This is a genomic window from Mesorhizobium sp. M0587 (assembly GCF_040320945.1).
Classification (GTDB): domain Bacteria; phylum Pseudomonadota; class Alphaproteobacteria; order Rhizobiales; family Rhizobiaceae; genus Mesorhizobium.
Genome location: NZ_JAMYQP010000004.1, coordinates 182,981 through 197,588, shown reverse-complemented (window position 1 = coordinate 197,588; position 14,608 = coordinate 182,981). Strand labels below are relative to the sequence as shown.

The 14,608-nt window shown below is 63.3% G+C and carries 13 protein-coding genes; 1 reads left to right on the top strand and 12 read right to left on the bottom strand.

From position 1 onward, the window contains the following. Positions 1-31 precede the first annotated feature (31 nt). Genes NKI49_RS05595 through NKI49_RS05540 form a run of 12 tightly spaced genes read right to left on the bottom strand, consistent with a single transcriptional unit; the run spans position 32 to position 11,909 of the window. Positions 32-286: an oxidase gene (locus NKI49_RS05595; RefSeq protein WP_352601057.1), complete on the bottom strand. Its 255-nt coding sequence runs from the start codon at positions 284-286 to the stop codon at positions 32-34. After that, positions 283-921: a cytochrome c oxidase subunit 3 gene (locus NKI49_RS05590; RefSeq protein WP_352601059.1), complete on the bottom strand. Its 639-nt coding sequence runs from the start codon at positions 919-921 to the stop codon at positions 283-285. The genes NKI49_RS05595 and NKI49_RS05590 overlap by 4 nt, the downstream gene beginning before the upstream one ends. After that, positions 918-2,561 carry a cytochrome c oxidase subunit I gene (gene ctaD / locus NKI49_RS05585; RefSeq protein ID WP_352601061.1) on the bottom strand — a complete coding sequence of 548 codons (1,644 nt, stop codon included), beginning with the start codon at positions 2,559-2,561 and terminating at the stop codon, positions 918-920. Before ctaD ends, NKI49_RS05590 begins: the two co-directional genes overlap by 4 nt. Next, complete coding sequence (gene coxB, locus NKI49_RS05580; RefSeq protein WP_352601063.1) at positions 2,558-3,511, bottom strand: cytochrome c oxidase subunit II; 954 nt, start codon at positions 3,509-3,511, stop codon at positions 2,558-2,560. Before coxB ends, ctaD begins: the two co-directional genes overlap by 4 nt. Next, positions 3,508-4,263 carry an SCO family protein gene (locus NKI49_RS05575; RefSeq protein ID WP_352601065.1) on the bottom strand — a complete coding sequence of 252 codons (756 nt, stop codon included), beginning with the start codon at positions 4,261-4,263 and terminating at the stop codon, positions 3,508-3,510. Before NKI49_RS05575 ends, coxB begins: the two co-directional genes overlap by 4 nt. After that, complete coding sequence (locus tag NKI49_RS05570) at positions 4,260-4,760, bottom strand: hypothetical protein (protein WP_352601067.1); 501 nt, start codon at positions 4,758-4,760, stop codon at positions 4,260-4,262. The genes NKI49_RS05575 and NKI49_RS05570 overlap by 4 nt, the downstream gene beginning before the upstream one ends. Further along, positions 4,753-5,883, bottom strand: coding sequence for a hypothetical protein (locus tag NKI49_RS05565; RefSeq protein ID WP_352601069.1), 1,131 nt, complete (start codon positions 5,881-5,883; stop codon positions 4,753-4,755). The genes NKI49_RS05570 and NKI49_RS05565 overlap by 8 nt, the downstream gene beginning before the upstream one ends. Then, entirely contained in the window at positions 5,880-6,419 is a 540-nt protein-coding gene (locus tag NKI49_RS05560) for a c-type cytochrome (protein WP_352601071.1), read from the bottom strand. The genes NKI49_RS05565 and NKI49_RS05560 overlap by 4 nt, the downstream gene beginning before the upstream one ends. After that, positions 6,416-6,943, bottom strand: a complete 528-nt coding sequence (locus NKI49_RS05555) for a DUF3341 domain-containing protein (RefSeq protein WP_352601073.1) — start codon at positions 6,941-6,943, stop codon at positions 6,416-6,418. The genes NKI49_RS05560 and NKI49_RS05555 overlap by 4 nt, the downstream gene beginning before the upstream one ends. Further along, a complete protein-coding gene (gene nrfD / locus NKI49_RS05550; RefSeq protein WP_352601074.1) occupies positions 6,940-8,319 on the bottom strand; it encodes an NrfD/PsrC family molybdoenzyme membrane anchor subunit in 1,380 nt (459 codons plus the stop codon). Before nrfD ends, NKI49_RS05555 begins: the two co-directional genes overlap by 4 nt. Beyond that, on the bottom strand, positions 8,312-11,269 hold the full coding sequence (locus NKI49_RS05545; RefSeq protein ID WP_352601076.1) for a TAT-variant-translocated molybdopterin oxidoreductase: 2,958 nt from the start codon (positions 11,267-11,269) through the stop codon (positions 8,312-8,314). The genes nrfD and NKI49_RS05545 overlap by 8 nt, the downstream gene beginning before the upstream one ends. Continuing rightward, positions 11,253-11,909: a cytochrome c3 family protein gene (locus NKI49_RS05540; protein WP_502899503.1), complete on the bottom strand. Its 657-nt coding sequence runs from the start codon at positions 11,907-11,909 to the stop codon at positions 11,253-11,255. Before NKI49_RS05540 ends, NKI49_RS05545 begins: the two co-directional genes overlap by 17 nt. A gap of 198 nt (positions 11,910-12,107) precedes the next feature. On the opposite strand from NKI49_RS05540, the gene NKI49_RS05535 reads away from it, so the two are divergent. After that, a complete protein-coding gene (locus NKI49_RS05535) occupies positions 12,108-14,570 on the top strand; it encodes a membrane-bound PQQ-dependent dehydrogenase, glucose/quinate/shikimate family (protein ID WP_352601080.1) in 2,463 nt (820 codons plus the stop codon). Positions 14,571-14,608 lie beyond the last annotated feature (38 nt).

The window sequence follows — 14,608 nt, the reverse complement described above, 5'->3', positions numbered from 1 at the left end:
CGATGGCGCCACTGTCGCGATCCTAATCCGCTCATTGTCCGATCAAGGTCAATCCAAACAGAATGGCCAGCCACAGGGCCGCGGTCGCCGCGGCGAGGCGCGGCAGGACGCCATCCGCGGCCAGTTGCATGAACAGAAGGGCGATGATCCCGGCCTTGCCCCCGGCGATCACAAGATTGAGCACCGAATTCAATCCGCCAAGAGGGAAGAAGCTGGAGCCGACCGTCAGCACCAGCAGACCCAGGAGCCCGAGATAGGCGAACGTAAGTTTGCGAAATTCGCTCATCGGTTGATCAGATAGAGAACGGGAAACAGGAAGACCCAGACGATGTCGACGAAGTGCCAGTAAAGGCCGATGGCGTGCACGCGACGAAGGCGGCTGGCTTCGTTAGCACGCGTCCACAACATCAGCATGCCGGCAATGACGACGATGCCACCAATGAGATGCAGTGCATGCAGCGAGGTCATCGCGAAATAAAGCCCGAAGAAGAATTCGGCATGCACCCGATCCGGCCCGTCATAGGTGAAAGGCGCGCCAAGCACCGGTGCGATGCCTTCGCGGAACTCCATCGTGTATTCCGCTGTCTTGATGCCGAGGAAACCAAGGCCAAGCAGCACCGTTGCAGCAAGCGACCAGAGCGCGGCGCGCCAGCGGCCGGCACTGGCGTAGAGATGCGCGAGCGGCATGGCGAAGCTGGATGTGATCAGCACGACCGTATTGAGCGTGCCGAGCGGCAACGACAGACGTTGCGATGCGGCGGCAAAGGCAGCGCCATAGCTGATCCTTGCCATGAAAAACACCAGCAGGATCGCGCCGAACAGCATCGCCTCGGAGCCGACGAAGATCCACATCGCGAACGCATCGGCTCGCCGCTCGCGGGCCGGCGTATCGAAGGCAACGCTTTCGTTCGACGCGCTCATCGAGCCTCCTCCTTGTGCGGACTGAACTTCTCGTGCCGCAGCCCCTTCATCGGATAATCATAGGCCGGCCGGCTGACCTTCGGCGTCGTTTCGAAATTGTGCGGCGGCGGCGGTGAGGCCGTCTGCCATTCGAGCCCTGTGGCGCCCCATGGATTGGCCGGCGCTCGTGCGCCACGAAACATCGACCAGCCGAGATAGAGCAGCGGCATCAGGTATCCGATCGCCAGCACAACGGCGCCGGCAGACGACAGGACATGCCAGAACTGAAACTCCGGCGGATAGGTATGATAACGCCGCGGCATGCCGAGGTAGCCGAGCACGAATTGCGGAAAAAACGTCAGGTTGAAGCCCAGAAACGTGACGGTCGCGGCAATGCGCCCCCAGGTTTCGGAATAGAGCCGTCCGGTCAGCTTCGGCCACCAGAAATGCAGTCCGGCCATGTAAGCCGTCACCATGCCGCCGACCATTATGTAGTGGAAATGCGCAACGACGAAGTAGGTGTCGTGGACATGAACGTCGATGGCGAGCGCCGCGAGGAACAGACCCGCCAGCCCGCCGAACGTGAACAACGCCAGAAAAAACAGCGCGTAGAGCATTGGCGTCTCGAAAGAGATCTCGCCCTTGCGCAGCGTCAGGCTCCAATTGAACACCTTGATCGCCGAGGGAATGGCGACGCAGAACGACAGGAACGAGAACAGCACGCCCGCATAGGCCGACTGGCCCGACACGAACATGTGGTGGCCCCATACGAGGAAGCCGAACACAGCAATCGCCATCGAGGACAGCGCGACGGCCTTGTAGCCGAACAGCGGCCGTCGGCTGAAACAGGGCAGCACTTCCGAGACCACCCCCATGCCCGGCAGGATCATGATGTAGACGGCCGGATGCGAGTAGAACCAGAACAGATGCTGGAACAGCAGCGGGTCGCCGCCAAGCGCCGGATTGAAGATGCCGATGCCGAACACCCTTTCCAGCACGATCAGGATCAGCGACGCGGCGAGCACCGGCGTTGCCAGCACCATCACCAGGGCGGTCGCGTACATCGTCCAGACGAAGATCGGCAGACGGAACCATGTCAGTCCCGGCGCCCGCAGCGTGTGAACGGTGACGATGAAATTGATGCCGGTCATGATCGTCGAAAAGCCGACGATAAAGACGCCCAGTGCGGCCATCGAGACGAAGCCGTTGGCATAGAGCGTGGAGAGCGGCGTATAGAAGGTCCAGCCTGTATCGACGCCCCCGGCGAGCACCGAGAACAAGGCAAACATGCTGCCCAGCATGAACACATACCAACTCGCGAGATTGAGGCGCGGAAAGGCGAGATCGCGCGCGCCGACCATCAGCGGCAAAAGGAAATTGCCGAGCGTTGCCGGGATCGACGGCACCAGGAAAAACCAGATCATGATGATGCCGTGCAGCGAAAACAGCCGGTTGTAGCTGTCGTCGGAGACGAGATCGCCGGAAGGTGTGGCTAGCTCCACGCGCATCAGCACGGCAAACGCGCCGCCAAGAAAGAAGAAGGCGGTGAGCGAGGCCAGGTAAAGCCATGCGATGCGCTTGTGGTCGGTGGTCAGCAGCCACGCGGCGGGACCGGCGCCTTCGCTCAGATAACCCGGAGGACTCAGCGCCTCGGTGCTCATTGGTTTGCCTCGCCTGTCGCCGGTGCCGAAAGCGATTTGAGATAGGCGAGCAGCATCTGCATCTCTCCTTCATCGACAAGGCCATCGAAGCTCGGCATCACCGGCTCGTAGCCGGCGGCGATTTCCTTTTTCGGATTGAGGATGGAATCGCGCAGATAGCGCTCGTCCGCGATGACCGTCTGCCGGTTGTTCAGCGGCACCGGCCGTCCAAATATCCCGGCAAGATCCGGCGCCCTCACCTTGCTCGAATTGCCATGGCAGCCGGAGCAGCCAAGGGCGCGAAACAGCCTCTCCCCGTCTGCCGCGAGCGTTTCGGCGTGATCCTGGTTGCCAAGCCACGCCGCATAGGCTTCGGGCGGCATCGCCGTCACCCAGCCGCCCATCTCCGAATGCTGGGTGCCGCAATATTGCGTGCAGAACAGATGGAAACGTCCGGGCTCTTCAGCGATGAACCAGACATGTGTCGTGCGTCCAGGCACGACGTCCTGCTTGACCCGGAAGGCCGGCACGAAAAAGGAGTGGATGACATCCTGCGATGCCAGTGACACGATCACGGCCTTGCCGACAGGGATATGCAGTTCGTTGATCTCGCGCTGGCCGCCTGGATGGCGGAATTCCCACATCCACTGCTTCCCGAGGCCGGCGATTTCGAGCGCGTCCAACGGCGGATGCTCGCGATGCAGGAAGAGCACTACGCCCCATCCGAAAATGACGAAAGCGATCAGTATGCTTGCAACCGTCCAGGTCAGTTCCAACGGCAGGCTTCGTCCTCGCTCTCCCGTGCGGTCGGCTTTGGAGCCGGCTCGGTATTTGACCGCATAGAAAACGACCAGCCCGGCCAGGAAGGCGCCCAACGCTATCGCAAAAGCAAGCAAGGTGTAGAACAGCGTGTCGATGCTGCCGGCTATCGAAGAGGCTTCGGGCGGCGTGAAGGGAATGCCGAAATTCAAATCCGCCTCCGCCGCGTCAACATGAACAGGGTTGCCCCAAGCGCCAGAAGTGTCGCTACGCCCGCCGTCTTCACGACAGCCTCTATTGCCGAGGTGTATCGGCCCTTCGACGTGTCGAAACCGGAGCAGAGCAGGAAGACATGGTCGGCGATGGACCCCAGCCGGCCGGCGGATGCCTCGATCAGCGCAAGCTTGAGATCGCGCGGCTCAAAGGTCAGCGCCGGCAGCACCTGTGCGATCCGCCCCTGCGGTGTCAGCGCGATGACGGCGATCGGATGGACGAATTGGGCGATGCGGTCGCGCCGGTCGAAGGTGATGCCAGCCTCTGCTGCGAGAGCGGCCCCCGCCCCGCCGGCACCGGTCAGAAAGCGCCAGGCCGACAGCCCGTCCTGACCCGCCGACTGCGCGATTTCGGCTCTGGCTATTCTTGCGTCCTGTGACGTTTCGGAAGGATCTATCGAGACGAAAAGCGCTCGGTAGCTCTGCGGGTCGAGGCCGGTTTTATTCAGATCGGATGCCACCGCCTGCTGCGTCACGCCGCAGAGATTCGGGCATTTGTCATAGCCGAAGATCACCAGCGCCGGGCGCCCGCCGAGAATGCCGGACAGTGTCATCTGGCCACCGGAAACATCCTGAAGAACGGTATCGAGGCCAAGTTGCGCACCGATCTGCGGGTCGAAAGACGGCCGCTCCGTCGCATCGAGGCGGATTGGAGCGAGCAGGAAAGCCATGACGACGAACCACCGTGTCATGGCCCCGCTCCATTGATCGGCGAGGCAGTGCCCAGGTGACGCGCAGGATCGGCTGGCGATGTTCCACCAACCGCGGCAGGACAGTTTCGGGCTTGCGAAACCCTTGGAACCTGGCCTTCGAGCAAGGCGCAATCCTGAGCGGCCGAACCAGCTTGCCGTCCCCAGTCCGGCAGTCCCTGAACAGCGATCAGCTTCATTGCATCTTCGATTGGAATGCGTGCAATACCGGCACTGCGGTCGACCCAGGCAAGCCTGCCGAGTTCCTTGTCTTCCAGCGTACGGAATGCCGCGAGGTCAGGTCCCGGGGAGCGCTGCAATGCGGGATTTGCTTCACTGCCCTTCGTCCGGGCCTCCATCAGCGGCCAGTATGGCGTCGTGTTGAAAAGCAGCTTCAGCGCTATCGCTACCAGCGCCACAAAGATGAGCAGGCCGAGGCCGAAAAGCACGATCGCCCGTGGCCGGACATCACCGGTTTCAGGATGCAGGGCCTTAGCCACAGGCGTGCCTCCCATGCCAAAGCCAAATGCGATCCGGCCGTGCAAGCGCATGGAAGAACCCCACGCACCACACGCCGCCCGCCCCCGCCATCGCTGCCAGATCCGGCCAGGACAGTTGCGCGCCGGCGGAGGATAGTGACGGGCGCACGCGCCAGACGACATCGGCGAAATGTCCCGCCAGCACAATCGCTCCGAGCCCCAGCAAACCGCGATGGCTACGCTTAACCGGACGGCTGAGGCCGGCAAAAGGCACTGCGAATTGCAGCGCTATGATAAACCAAAGCAGAGCCTGCCAGCCATCCTGGCCGCGGACTATGTACCAGTGGATTTCTTCCGGCAGGTCACCAGCCCAGACGACCAGCCACTGCATGAAGGAAAGGTAGGTCCATAACAGAACGAAGCCGAACAGCATGTTGGCGAGGTCTTCGCCAAGCGCTACATCCTCCTCGCCACCGGGCATTGTCTCGATCGCGCGGCTTGCCGCCATCATCGTCAAGGACAGTGCGCACGCACCGACGACCTCTGCCGCGGCTTCGATCATTGCATAGATGGTCGAGGTGAACTCCGGCTCGATCGACAGCATCCAATCGATGGCAAACGCCGTTATCGCAAGGCCGTGGGCGACGAGCCCGATAGCATATCCTCTGCCGCTCCTGGGTCCACGCCGGTCGGGCGCGGTCCAGGTGATCGTCAGCCAGCCCAGCACCAGCCAGACCAGCGCGCAGGCGACGAAGCGTGCGATAAGGAACGGCACGTTGAGGTAGGCGAGTTTTTGTCGCACCGCCTCCGGCAAGGTGGCCTGGTCCACTGCCGCCCACGGGAACACCAGATCGGGCCGCGCCAGGACGGGCAGGAGCAACAGCAATGCCAGCGGCAAGGTCGCCACGATGGCGCGCAAGGGCGGGCGCAGCGCATCGCCCCAGCGCCCGCCGGTCAGTCCGTGCACCATCAGGATCGTCATCGCCCCAAGCGGCAATCCGAGCAGGAACAGCGCTGCCGTCAGCCAGCCGGCCAGCGTGGTGCGTGGATCGAGGAACAGGCCGGCGCCGCACAGCGCAAGCCCTGCGGCGGCCACGACAGCCGCAAGGGCGGAATACCCATCGGGCCATGCTGGACCCCTCATCGCGCGGGCTCCGCGTCGAGCTTGCTGCGCAGATCTTCCGGCAATGCGCCGGCTGGTGCGTAGCGCGAATATTGCAGTGCCCTGATATAGGCGACGATCGCCCAGCGATCGGCCGACGGCACGCGCGCGGCATAGGAATACATGGCACCATAGCCATTGCTGATGACATCGTAGAAATGCCGGTCCGGCGCATTGCGCAGCGCGTCCTGATGGTAGCTCGGCGGCGCGGGGAAGCCGCGCTGAACCACCATGCCGTGGCCGTCGCCGGTGCGGCCATGGCAAGGCGAGCAGAAGATGTCGAAGCGCTGCTGTCCGCGTCGCAGCAGAGTCATTGTAACCGGATACGGAAATCTGTTCGGCACCGCCGCAAGGTCGGCATCGTGCGTCACGGTGCCTTCGACCGGTGCCCTCGCCGACATGCCGTCGGCGAACTGTTTGCTGCCTTCAAGCGGATCGTAGCGCGGCTGGTCCGCCATATCCTGCTTGCAGCCCGCGATCAGCGGGAGAACGAGCAGCAGGAGCTTCCACGCCGTCATGCTTCCACCTCCTCGACCGTCTCGGCGCCAAGTCGTGTCAATTGGCGCTTGGTGACGCCCTTGCGGTACTTCGGGTCGGCCGCTTCGACGAGCAGATAGAACTTGCCGCCCCGAGCGTAGGTGAAGGTCGCGGCATTGAAGACCGGATGGTAATATTGCGGCAAACCGTTTGCCCAGAGCATGCCGAAGAAGCCCGCCAGGGCCGCGCCGAGAATGCCCGCCTCGAAGGCGATCACCAGGAAAGGCGTCCAGGAATGCAGCGGCCGGCCGCCGACATTGAGCGGATAGTCGATCTCGACCGAATAGAGGATCAGCGCGTAGACGAGCACGGCGCCGGCAGCGCCGCCCGACAGCACGGCCCGTGGCAGGCGCGTCTTTCGCATGCCGAGACTATCGGCAAGGCCGCGCACCTCGAACGGCGAGAACGCGTCCATGCGCCGGTAGCCCTTGTCGCGCATCGCACTAACCGCCTGCGTCAGCGCGTCCGGATCGGCGAACGCCGCTATGATGCCGTAGAGGCTCATGCCGCGCCGCCCTTCTCCTCGGCCAGTTCCTCGACCTCGAAGATGGTGATTGCCGGCAGGATGCGGATGAACAGGAAGACGAGCGCGAAGAAGGTGCCGATCGAGCCGAACAGGATCCCGAAATCGAGCCAGGTCAGCGATTGTTCGCCCCACGAGGACGGCAGGTAGTCGCGGCTCGGCCCCGTCACCACGATGACATAGCGTTCCAGCCACATGCCGATGTTGATGACCAGCGCGATCGAGAACAGCAGCGGCATGTTGAGCCGGACGCGGCGCAGCCAAAGCAGCTGCAGCACGACGCAATTGCACAGGAGCATGGTCCAGAACAGCGGCGCATAGGGCCCGACGGCGCGCTCGGCCATCATGGCGCGCTCGTAGGGCTGCCCCGAATACCAGGCGAAGAACGCTTCCGACGTATAGCCGTAGGCGACGATCATGCCGGCCGCGATCATCAGCTTGGCGGCGTTGTCCATGTGGCGCAGCGTGATCAGATCTTCGACCGCGAAGGCCCAGCGCAAGGGAATGGCAATGGTCAGCACCATCGCGAAGCCGGAAAACAGCGCGCCGGCGACAAAGTAAGGCGGGAAGATCGTCGAATGATAGCCCGGAGTGATGGCAAAGGTGAAGTCGAGCGCGACGATCGAATGCACCGAGACGACGAGCGGCGTCGCCAGCGCGGCCATCAGGAAATAGACGGTCTGGTAGCGCGCCCAATGGAAGGCCGAGCCGCACCAGCCAAGCGCCAGGATACCGTAGAAGAGCTGCGCGAAGCGTGACTTGGCACGGTCGCGCAGCACCCCGAGGTCCGGCAGCAGGCCCATGTACCAAAACAGCAGCGAGACGGTGGCGTATGTGGAAATTGCGGCGAAATCCCAGACCAGCGGACTGCGCCATTGCGGCCAGTGCATATGGGTGTTGGGCAGCGGCAGCAGCCAATAGAAAAACCACGGCCGGCCGAGATGCAGGATCGGGTAGAGCCCGGCCATCGCCACGGCAAACAGCGTCATCGCCTCGGCGAAACGGTTGATCGAGGCGCGCCAGGGCTGGCGCAGAAGCAGCAGCACTGCCGAGATCAAGGTGCCGGCATGACCAATCCCGATCCACCACACGAAGTTGGAGATCATCGTGCCCCAGACGACGGGAATGTCGATGCCGATGGCGCCGATACCGACCGAAATCAGGTAGGTGATGGAATAAAGGAACAACAGCACGAAGGCAAAGCAGACGAAGAACGCAACCCAGAACAGGCGGGGCAACTTTCCGTCCAGCACGACCGCGCTGATGCGGCCGCTGATTTCCGGGAAATCGTGCCGTCCGCGCAGCACCGGCAGGCGCGGTGGGGCCTTTTTGGCCCTGATGCCGGCAGCGTCAGCCATTGGCGGCCTCCGCCCTCGATTTCCCGGCAATCCGGTCGTTCGGGTTGGTGATCTTGCCGAGATAAGTGGTGCGCGGCCGCGTATTCAGCTCTTCGAGCAGCGCATAATTGTGCGGCGCCGCTTTCTCGCGCGCAACGCCTGAACCCTTCTTGTTGAGATCACCGAAAACGATCGCCTGCGTCGGGCATGCCTGCTGGCAGGCGGTCACCACCTCGCCATCGGCGATCTCGCGGTTCTCGATCTGCGCTCGGATGCGCTTCTCCGAAATGCGCTGGACGCAATAGGTGCATTTTTCCATGACGCCGCGCGACCGCACGGTGACATCCGGATTACGCGCCGCCTGTTGCGGTCCCGCGCTCTGCTTGTCGAACTCCTGATAGCCGAAGAAATTGAACCGCCGCACCTTGTAGGGGCAGTTCTGCGAACAATAGCGCGTGCCGATGCAGCGATTATAGACCTGCGCGTTCAGCCCGTCATGCGTATGGGTGGTCGCGTTGACCGGACAGACCACTTCGCATGGCGCCTTCTCGCAATGCATGCACGGCACGGGTTGGAAGAAGATATCGGGATCGTCGATGGCGCCGGCATAGTAGCGATCGATGCGCAGCCAGTGCATTTCATGGCCGCGTGCCGCTTCGTCCGGACCGACGGTCGCGATGTTGTTTTCGGCCTGGCAAGCCGATACGCAAGCCATGCAGCCGATACAGGCCGACTGATCGATCGCCATGCCCCAGGCTTCCTGGTCATAGCTCCAATCCGGATAGAGAGATTCGGTCGGCTCGGTCGGCGCGCCGTCGCGCACGAAATGTGGATCGTGCCTGAAGGCATCGAGCGTAGCATGGCGGATGATCGCCCTGCCCTCCATCGCCTGGTGGTGCTGGGTGGTAGCCACGCGCGCCGAGCCGTCGCGCACGGTCAGCACCAGACCATCGGCGAACCAGGCCGCATCAGCGGTCCGCAGGGCAAAGGCGTCGTACCCTTCGGCCATGGTGGCGACCGAACCGATCTTGCGCCCAAAACCCAGCGACAGCGTCACGGTATTGTCCGGCTGGCCAGGCGTGATCCAGACCGGCGCGTCCAAATCCCTGCCGTTTCGCGCCAGGTTGACCACGCGCCCGTTCCCAAGCCCCAGGCGCTGCGCGGTGGCAGGCGAGATCAACGCCACATTACCCCAGACCAGCTTGCTCAGCGGGCGCGGCAGTTCTTGCAGCCACGAAGAGTTGGCGTAGCGGCCGTCGCGCAGCCAGGGATCGGCGACGAAGCGAACCTCCAGCGGGCCGTCGGCGGAGACACGCCGCGCACCCGCGCCGATATCCGCCGCCATGCCGACGGCGACGGGGCGCGCGGTGCTGTTCGGCACGACACCGTCGCGCAGCGCCTTGCGCCAGGCCGGCTCATCCATGGCCGCCCATGTCCGGCGCACCAGTGCCTGCATATCGGCGTTGAATTCACCACCGAGCGCGGCAAGCAGTTGGTGCAGGCTCTTGCCGCCGAACAACGGCTCCACAAGTGGCTGCACGATCGAGGCGGTGCCGTCATAGGCGCGGATATCGCTCCAGCCTTCCAGTTCGTGCGCGGCGGGAATGTGCCACCGCGCCAGGAATGCCGTCTCGTCGCGGTAGAGTCCCCAGTGGACGAGAAGCTTGAGGTCCGAAAAGGCCTTGCGCACGTCGATATCCGACGGAGCCGTATGCAAGGGATTGGAACCGAGCACCACGACCGTGTCGACCAAGCGGCCAGCGATCGCCTGGCAGAGCGAGGCAAGGTCGCCGTCGGTCCCCAAGGCGTCGGGCGGCTCAATGAATTCCAGCGTGTTGCCGATGGCATCGAGCCTGGCATTCATAGCAAAGGCCAGGGCATGGACGAATTCCGTCTGGTGCGCGCCGGGCACCACCAGTGCATTGCGGCCGGCCCCGCGCAGATCCTCGACAAGTGCGCTGGCCCATGCCGGCTCGGCCTCGTGATTGTCGCCCTCGAGAGCCGCTTTGATTGCAGCCGCGATGCTTTCGACAGCGCTTGGCCTGACTGCGCGGCGATGATCGGCCGCGGCACCGGTGATCGTAGGCGTCGATTCGATGACGTAGAGGCGGCTCATCGTGTCCGTCGCCTTGCGTACGCGCCGCCGGTCCGCAAACTGTCGAGCATAGGCCAGGCGCCCCGGACCATCGCCGAGAAAATCGGCGTCAAGGCTGACGATCACATCGGCGCGGTCGAAATGGTAGATCGGCGCCAGCGCTCTGCCGAACAGTTTCGCCGTCGCCTGTTCTCCGGAACCGGCCGCAAGCGGATCGTGCCGAAAGACGCGAAGTCTGGGATAGCGCGCCTTGAGCGCGTTGATCTGGGCTTTGGCTGTCGGTGATGTCGTCGCCTCGACCAGCAGCGCCAGGCCTTGCCCGCCAGACGCGATCGACCCGCCGGCCAGGCCAGCGATCTCCTTCAGAAAATCGCCATAACTCGCCGGCTCGCCCTGCTTGAGCGGCGCGCGGGATCGTTCGGGATCGAACAGCGACAGCACCGCGGCCTGCATGACGGCATCGGTCGCGCCGCGCGATGCCGGATGATCAGGGTTACCCTCGATCTTGGTCGGCCTGCCCTCATGGCTCTCGACAACCGCGCCGATGCCGTAGCCGTCACTGGCGAGAGCCGTTGCGTAATAAAGTGGTTTGCCGGGAATGATGTTCTCCGGCTGGTGCACGTAAGGCACGATGCGTTCGGCCTCGCTGCAGGCGGTCAAACCAGCCAGCGACAGCGACGCGCCCATCAGTTTCAACAAAGTGCGCCGGTCCAGACTGAGTGGCAGGCGTTCGGCGGTCGCTGGAAACTCCGCCTCCACGAAACGCCGGAACTCCGCCGTGTCGGCCAGTTCGTCCAGGCCGCGCCATGGCTCACGGCCCGCCGCGGCGAGCCTCAGCGCCGCAAGATCCGGCTGTCTGTCAGCGATGGCAGACATAGCAGTCCGTCATCGTCTTGGGATGGATATCGAGGATGCTGATGAGCGAGCGCCTGATCTGTTCGATGTCTTGCGGCGGCTTCCAATGCAGCAGGAAAACATCTTGCGGCGGGCGAAGATTCGGACCCGGATCGCGATGACAGCCCAGGCACCATTCCATCGACAGCGAATGCGCCCGTTGCATCAGCGGCATATCGTCGACATCGCCGTGACAGGTCTCGCATGCGACACCTTTGGCGATGTGAATCGAATGGTTGAAATAGACGAAATCCGGCACGGAATTCACCCGCTGCCATTGCAGCGGCCGTCCCGAGGCAAGGCTTGCGCGCACCGGTGCCAGCATTTCCGCATTGGTGAAGAGCTGCGAATGGCAGGTCATGCAGACCTCGGTCGCGGGCAGCCCCGCCGAGGCCGACGTTTCGACGCCGTTGTGGCAGTAGCGACAGTCGAGGCCGATGTCGCCGACATGGTGCTTGTGGCTGAAGGGGACAGGCTGCGCCATTGGATGGCGGGCACCCGTGACGAAGTCCGATCGCAATATCGCAGTGCCTGCCACGGCCGCAAAGATCGCCATGAAACATGCGCCCCATAGAACAAGGCGCGAAATGCCGTTGGCGCTTTTTGAAAAGACCTGCGGCATCTCTCGCCGGGTTTTCGTTTGAAGCAAGTCCTCGTTGAGGAGAGGTAACGGCGGTTTTGCAGGGAAGGTTCCGAGCCCAGCGGCATAGATCACAGAATGGTGAGCCGCGCCGGTTTCTTCAGATCCGCCCCAGCGGCAACTATCGATGCGGCCACGCGTTCGGGGACATAGAGCTTTTATTGCCGCTGGAGGTGCATCGTGACCGATCACGCCGCAGGTTTTCATTCGCAACAACCGGGTTTCCGCCGCCGATCAGGTGTTACATTCTGGTGGAGAATGTTCGTCGGCGCGCTGCTGGTCGTCCTTGGCTTGCTGATCGGCGCCGGCGGCGCGTGGCTCATCGCGCTGGGCGGATCCTGGTATTATTTGCCAGCTGGCATCGGCTTGCTGGCAGCAGGCGCGTTGCTGCTTTCCCGCAATGTCGCCGGAGTATGGCTTTACGCCTTGACCTGGATGGCCACATTGATCTGGGCCTGGTGGGAGGTGGGGGCCGACGGTTGGGCTCTGATGCCACGCGTGCTGGCGCCGACGGTCATCCTGATCTTCGTCCTGCTGACCTTGCCCGGCTTCGGCAACGACGCCGCCCGGCTCACCGGCTATGCCGCGCAGGCAGCGGCCTCGATCGTCCTGTTCGCAGTCGCCGGTGCGGTCGGGCTTCCTCAAATCGCACCTTGGGCGCGCTCGCAGGGGGCTGCGCCGCCGGCGGCCGTCCAGCCCGGCGCCGTGTCGGCGCCAGCCTCGGCCGACACGTCGATCCACAAGGCCGGGGAGGATTGGCCGCTTTATGGTGGATCCGAACTGGCGACACGCTATTCACCGCTCAACCAGATCACGGCCGGCAATGTGACGATGCTGACGCCGGCTTGGCACGCCCACACCGGCGACATGCCCGACAAGGCGGCCGCCGACAAATATTCGCCGGAAAACACACCATTGGAAATTGGCGGCCACCTCTACGCCTGCTCGGCCAAGAACATCGTCATCGCGCTCGACGCTGTCACCGGCAAGGAAGAATGGCGCTACGATCCGAAGGTGGCCGACAATGCCATTCCGTATGGAGCGACGTGCCGTGGTGTCGCCTATTACCAGCTCCCGGGCGCCAATGCCGACCAGCCTTGCGCGACCCGGATCCTGGAAGGCACGCTCGATGCCAGGCTGATCGCCGTCGATGCCAGGACGGGCAAGCTCTGCCCAGGCTTCGGCCAGCAGGGCGCGATCGATCTGACCGAGGGTATCGGCAAAACCGTGCCCGGTTGGTATTCGGTCACCGCGCCGCCAGTCATCGTGCGCGGCATCGCCGTGGTTGGCGCACAGGTCAAGGACGGCCAGGCGGAGAATGCCCCCTCGGGCGTGGTGCGGGGTTATGATGCAGCGACAGGCAAGCTTGTCTGGGCCTGGGATATGGGCCATCCCGACCGCACCGGCGCGCCACCCCCTGGCGAAACCTACACACGCGGCACACCAAACATGTGGACAGTCGCCGCCGCCGACCCCGAACTCGGCTATGTCTACTTGCCGCTCGGCAACGCAGCCGTCGACTATTACGGCGTGGATCGCAAGGATTTCGAAGATCAATACAACTCCTCGATCGTTGCCATTGACGTCACGACAGGCAAGCCGGCCTGGCATTTTCAGACCGTTCATCACGATCTTTGGGATTACGACCTTGGTTCGCAGCCGACGCTCGTCGATTTCCCGGCAGCGACCGGAAACGTCCCCGCAATCATCGTTCCGAGCAAGCAGGGGCAGATCTACGTATTGGATCGCAAGACGGGAAAGCCGCTATTCCCGGTCGAGGAGCGCCAGGTCCCTTCGGGCGGCGTGGAACCCGACAGATTGTCGAAGACGCAACCCTATTCCAGCTATGCCCACCTCAATCAGCCCGTTCTGACCGAGAAGGACATGTGGGGCATGAGCCCGCTCGACCAGCTGATATGCCGGATCCAGTTCCACCGGGCATCCTACCAGGGTGAATACACACCGCCGACCGTCGACAAACCCTTCATCGAATATCCCGGCTACAATGGCGGCTCGGATTGGGGCAGCATCGCCGTCGACGCAAAGAACGGCATTCTCGTCGCCAACTACAACGACATGCCCAACTACGACCAGCTCATCCCGCGCGACGAGGCAGACCACATGGGCTTCAGGTCGATCGATGAAGGAGGCGGTTCCAAGGATGCCAGGGACAAGGGTGACCCCCAGAAAGGCTCGCCTTATGCGATCGGCGTCAATGCCGGCTGGCGGCTGTCGACCGGCCTGCTGTGTTCGCAGCCACCCTACGGCCACATCCGCGCTATCGACCTCAAGTCCGGCAAGACGCTGTGGGACAAGCCGCTTGGCAGCGCGGTGAAGAACGGGCCTTTCGGCATCCCGTCATTGCTGCCGATCGACATCGGCACACCGAATAATGGCGGGCCGCTGGTGACCGCGGGCGGGCTGATTTTCATCGCGGCCGCCACGGACGATAAATTCCGCGCGATCGACATCAAGACCGGCAAGGTGGTTTGGGAAACGGACCTGCCGGCCGGCGGCCAGACCAACCCCATGACCTATGAAGCAGGCGGGCGACAATATGTCGTGATCGCGCCCGGCGGCCATCATTTCATGGAAACGAAGATCGGCGACGACATCATCGCTTACGCGCTGCCGAAAAGCTGATGTCGCGATGGCGCGCCAGGCCTCCATCCTGATCTTCG

Bases quoted from the DNA above. Each gene is read 5' to 3' on its own strand.
- NKI49_RS05595 (WP_352601057.1), bottom strand. From the start codon at position 286: ATGAGCGAATTTCGCAAACTTACGTTCGCCTATCTCGGGCTCCTGGGT.
- NKI49_RS05590 (WP_352601059.1), bottom strand. From the start codon at position 921: ATGAGCGCGTCGAACGAAAGCGTTGCCTTCGATACGCCGGCCCGCGAG.
- ctaD (WP_352601061.1), bottom strand. From the start codon at position 2,561: ATGAGCACCGAGGCGCTGAGTCCTCCGGGTTATCTGAGCGAAGGCGCC.
- NKI49_RS05575 (WP_352601065.1), bottom strand. From the start codon at position 4,263: ATGACACGGTGGTTCGTCGTCATGGCTTTCCTGCTCGCTCCAATCCGC.
- NKI49_RS05565 (WP_352601069.1), bottom strand. From the start codon at position 5,883: ATGAGGGGTCCAGCATGGCCCGATGGGTATTCCGCCCTTGCGGCTGTC.
- NKI49_RS05560 (WP_352601071.1), bottom strand. From the start codon at position 6,419: ATGACGGCGTGGAAGCTCCTGCTGCTCGTTCTCCCGCTGATCGCGGGC.
- NKI49_RS05555 (WP_352601073.1), bottom strand. From the start codon at position 6,943: ATGAGCCTCTACGGCATCATAGCGGCGTTCGCCGATCCGGACGCGCTG.
- nrfD (WP_352601074.1), bottom strand. From the start codon at position 8,319: ATGGCTGACGCTGCCGGCATCAGGGCCAAAAAGGCCCCACCGCGCCTG.
- NKI49_RS05545 (WP_352601076.1), bottom strand. From the start codon at position 11,269: ATGTCTGCCATCGCTGACAGACAGCCGGATCTTGCGGCGCTGAGGCTC.
- NKI49_RS05540 (WP_502899503.1), bottom strand. From the start codon at position 11,909: ATGCCGCAGGTCTTTTCAAAAAGCGCCAACGGCATTTCGCGCCTTGTT.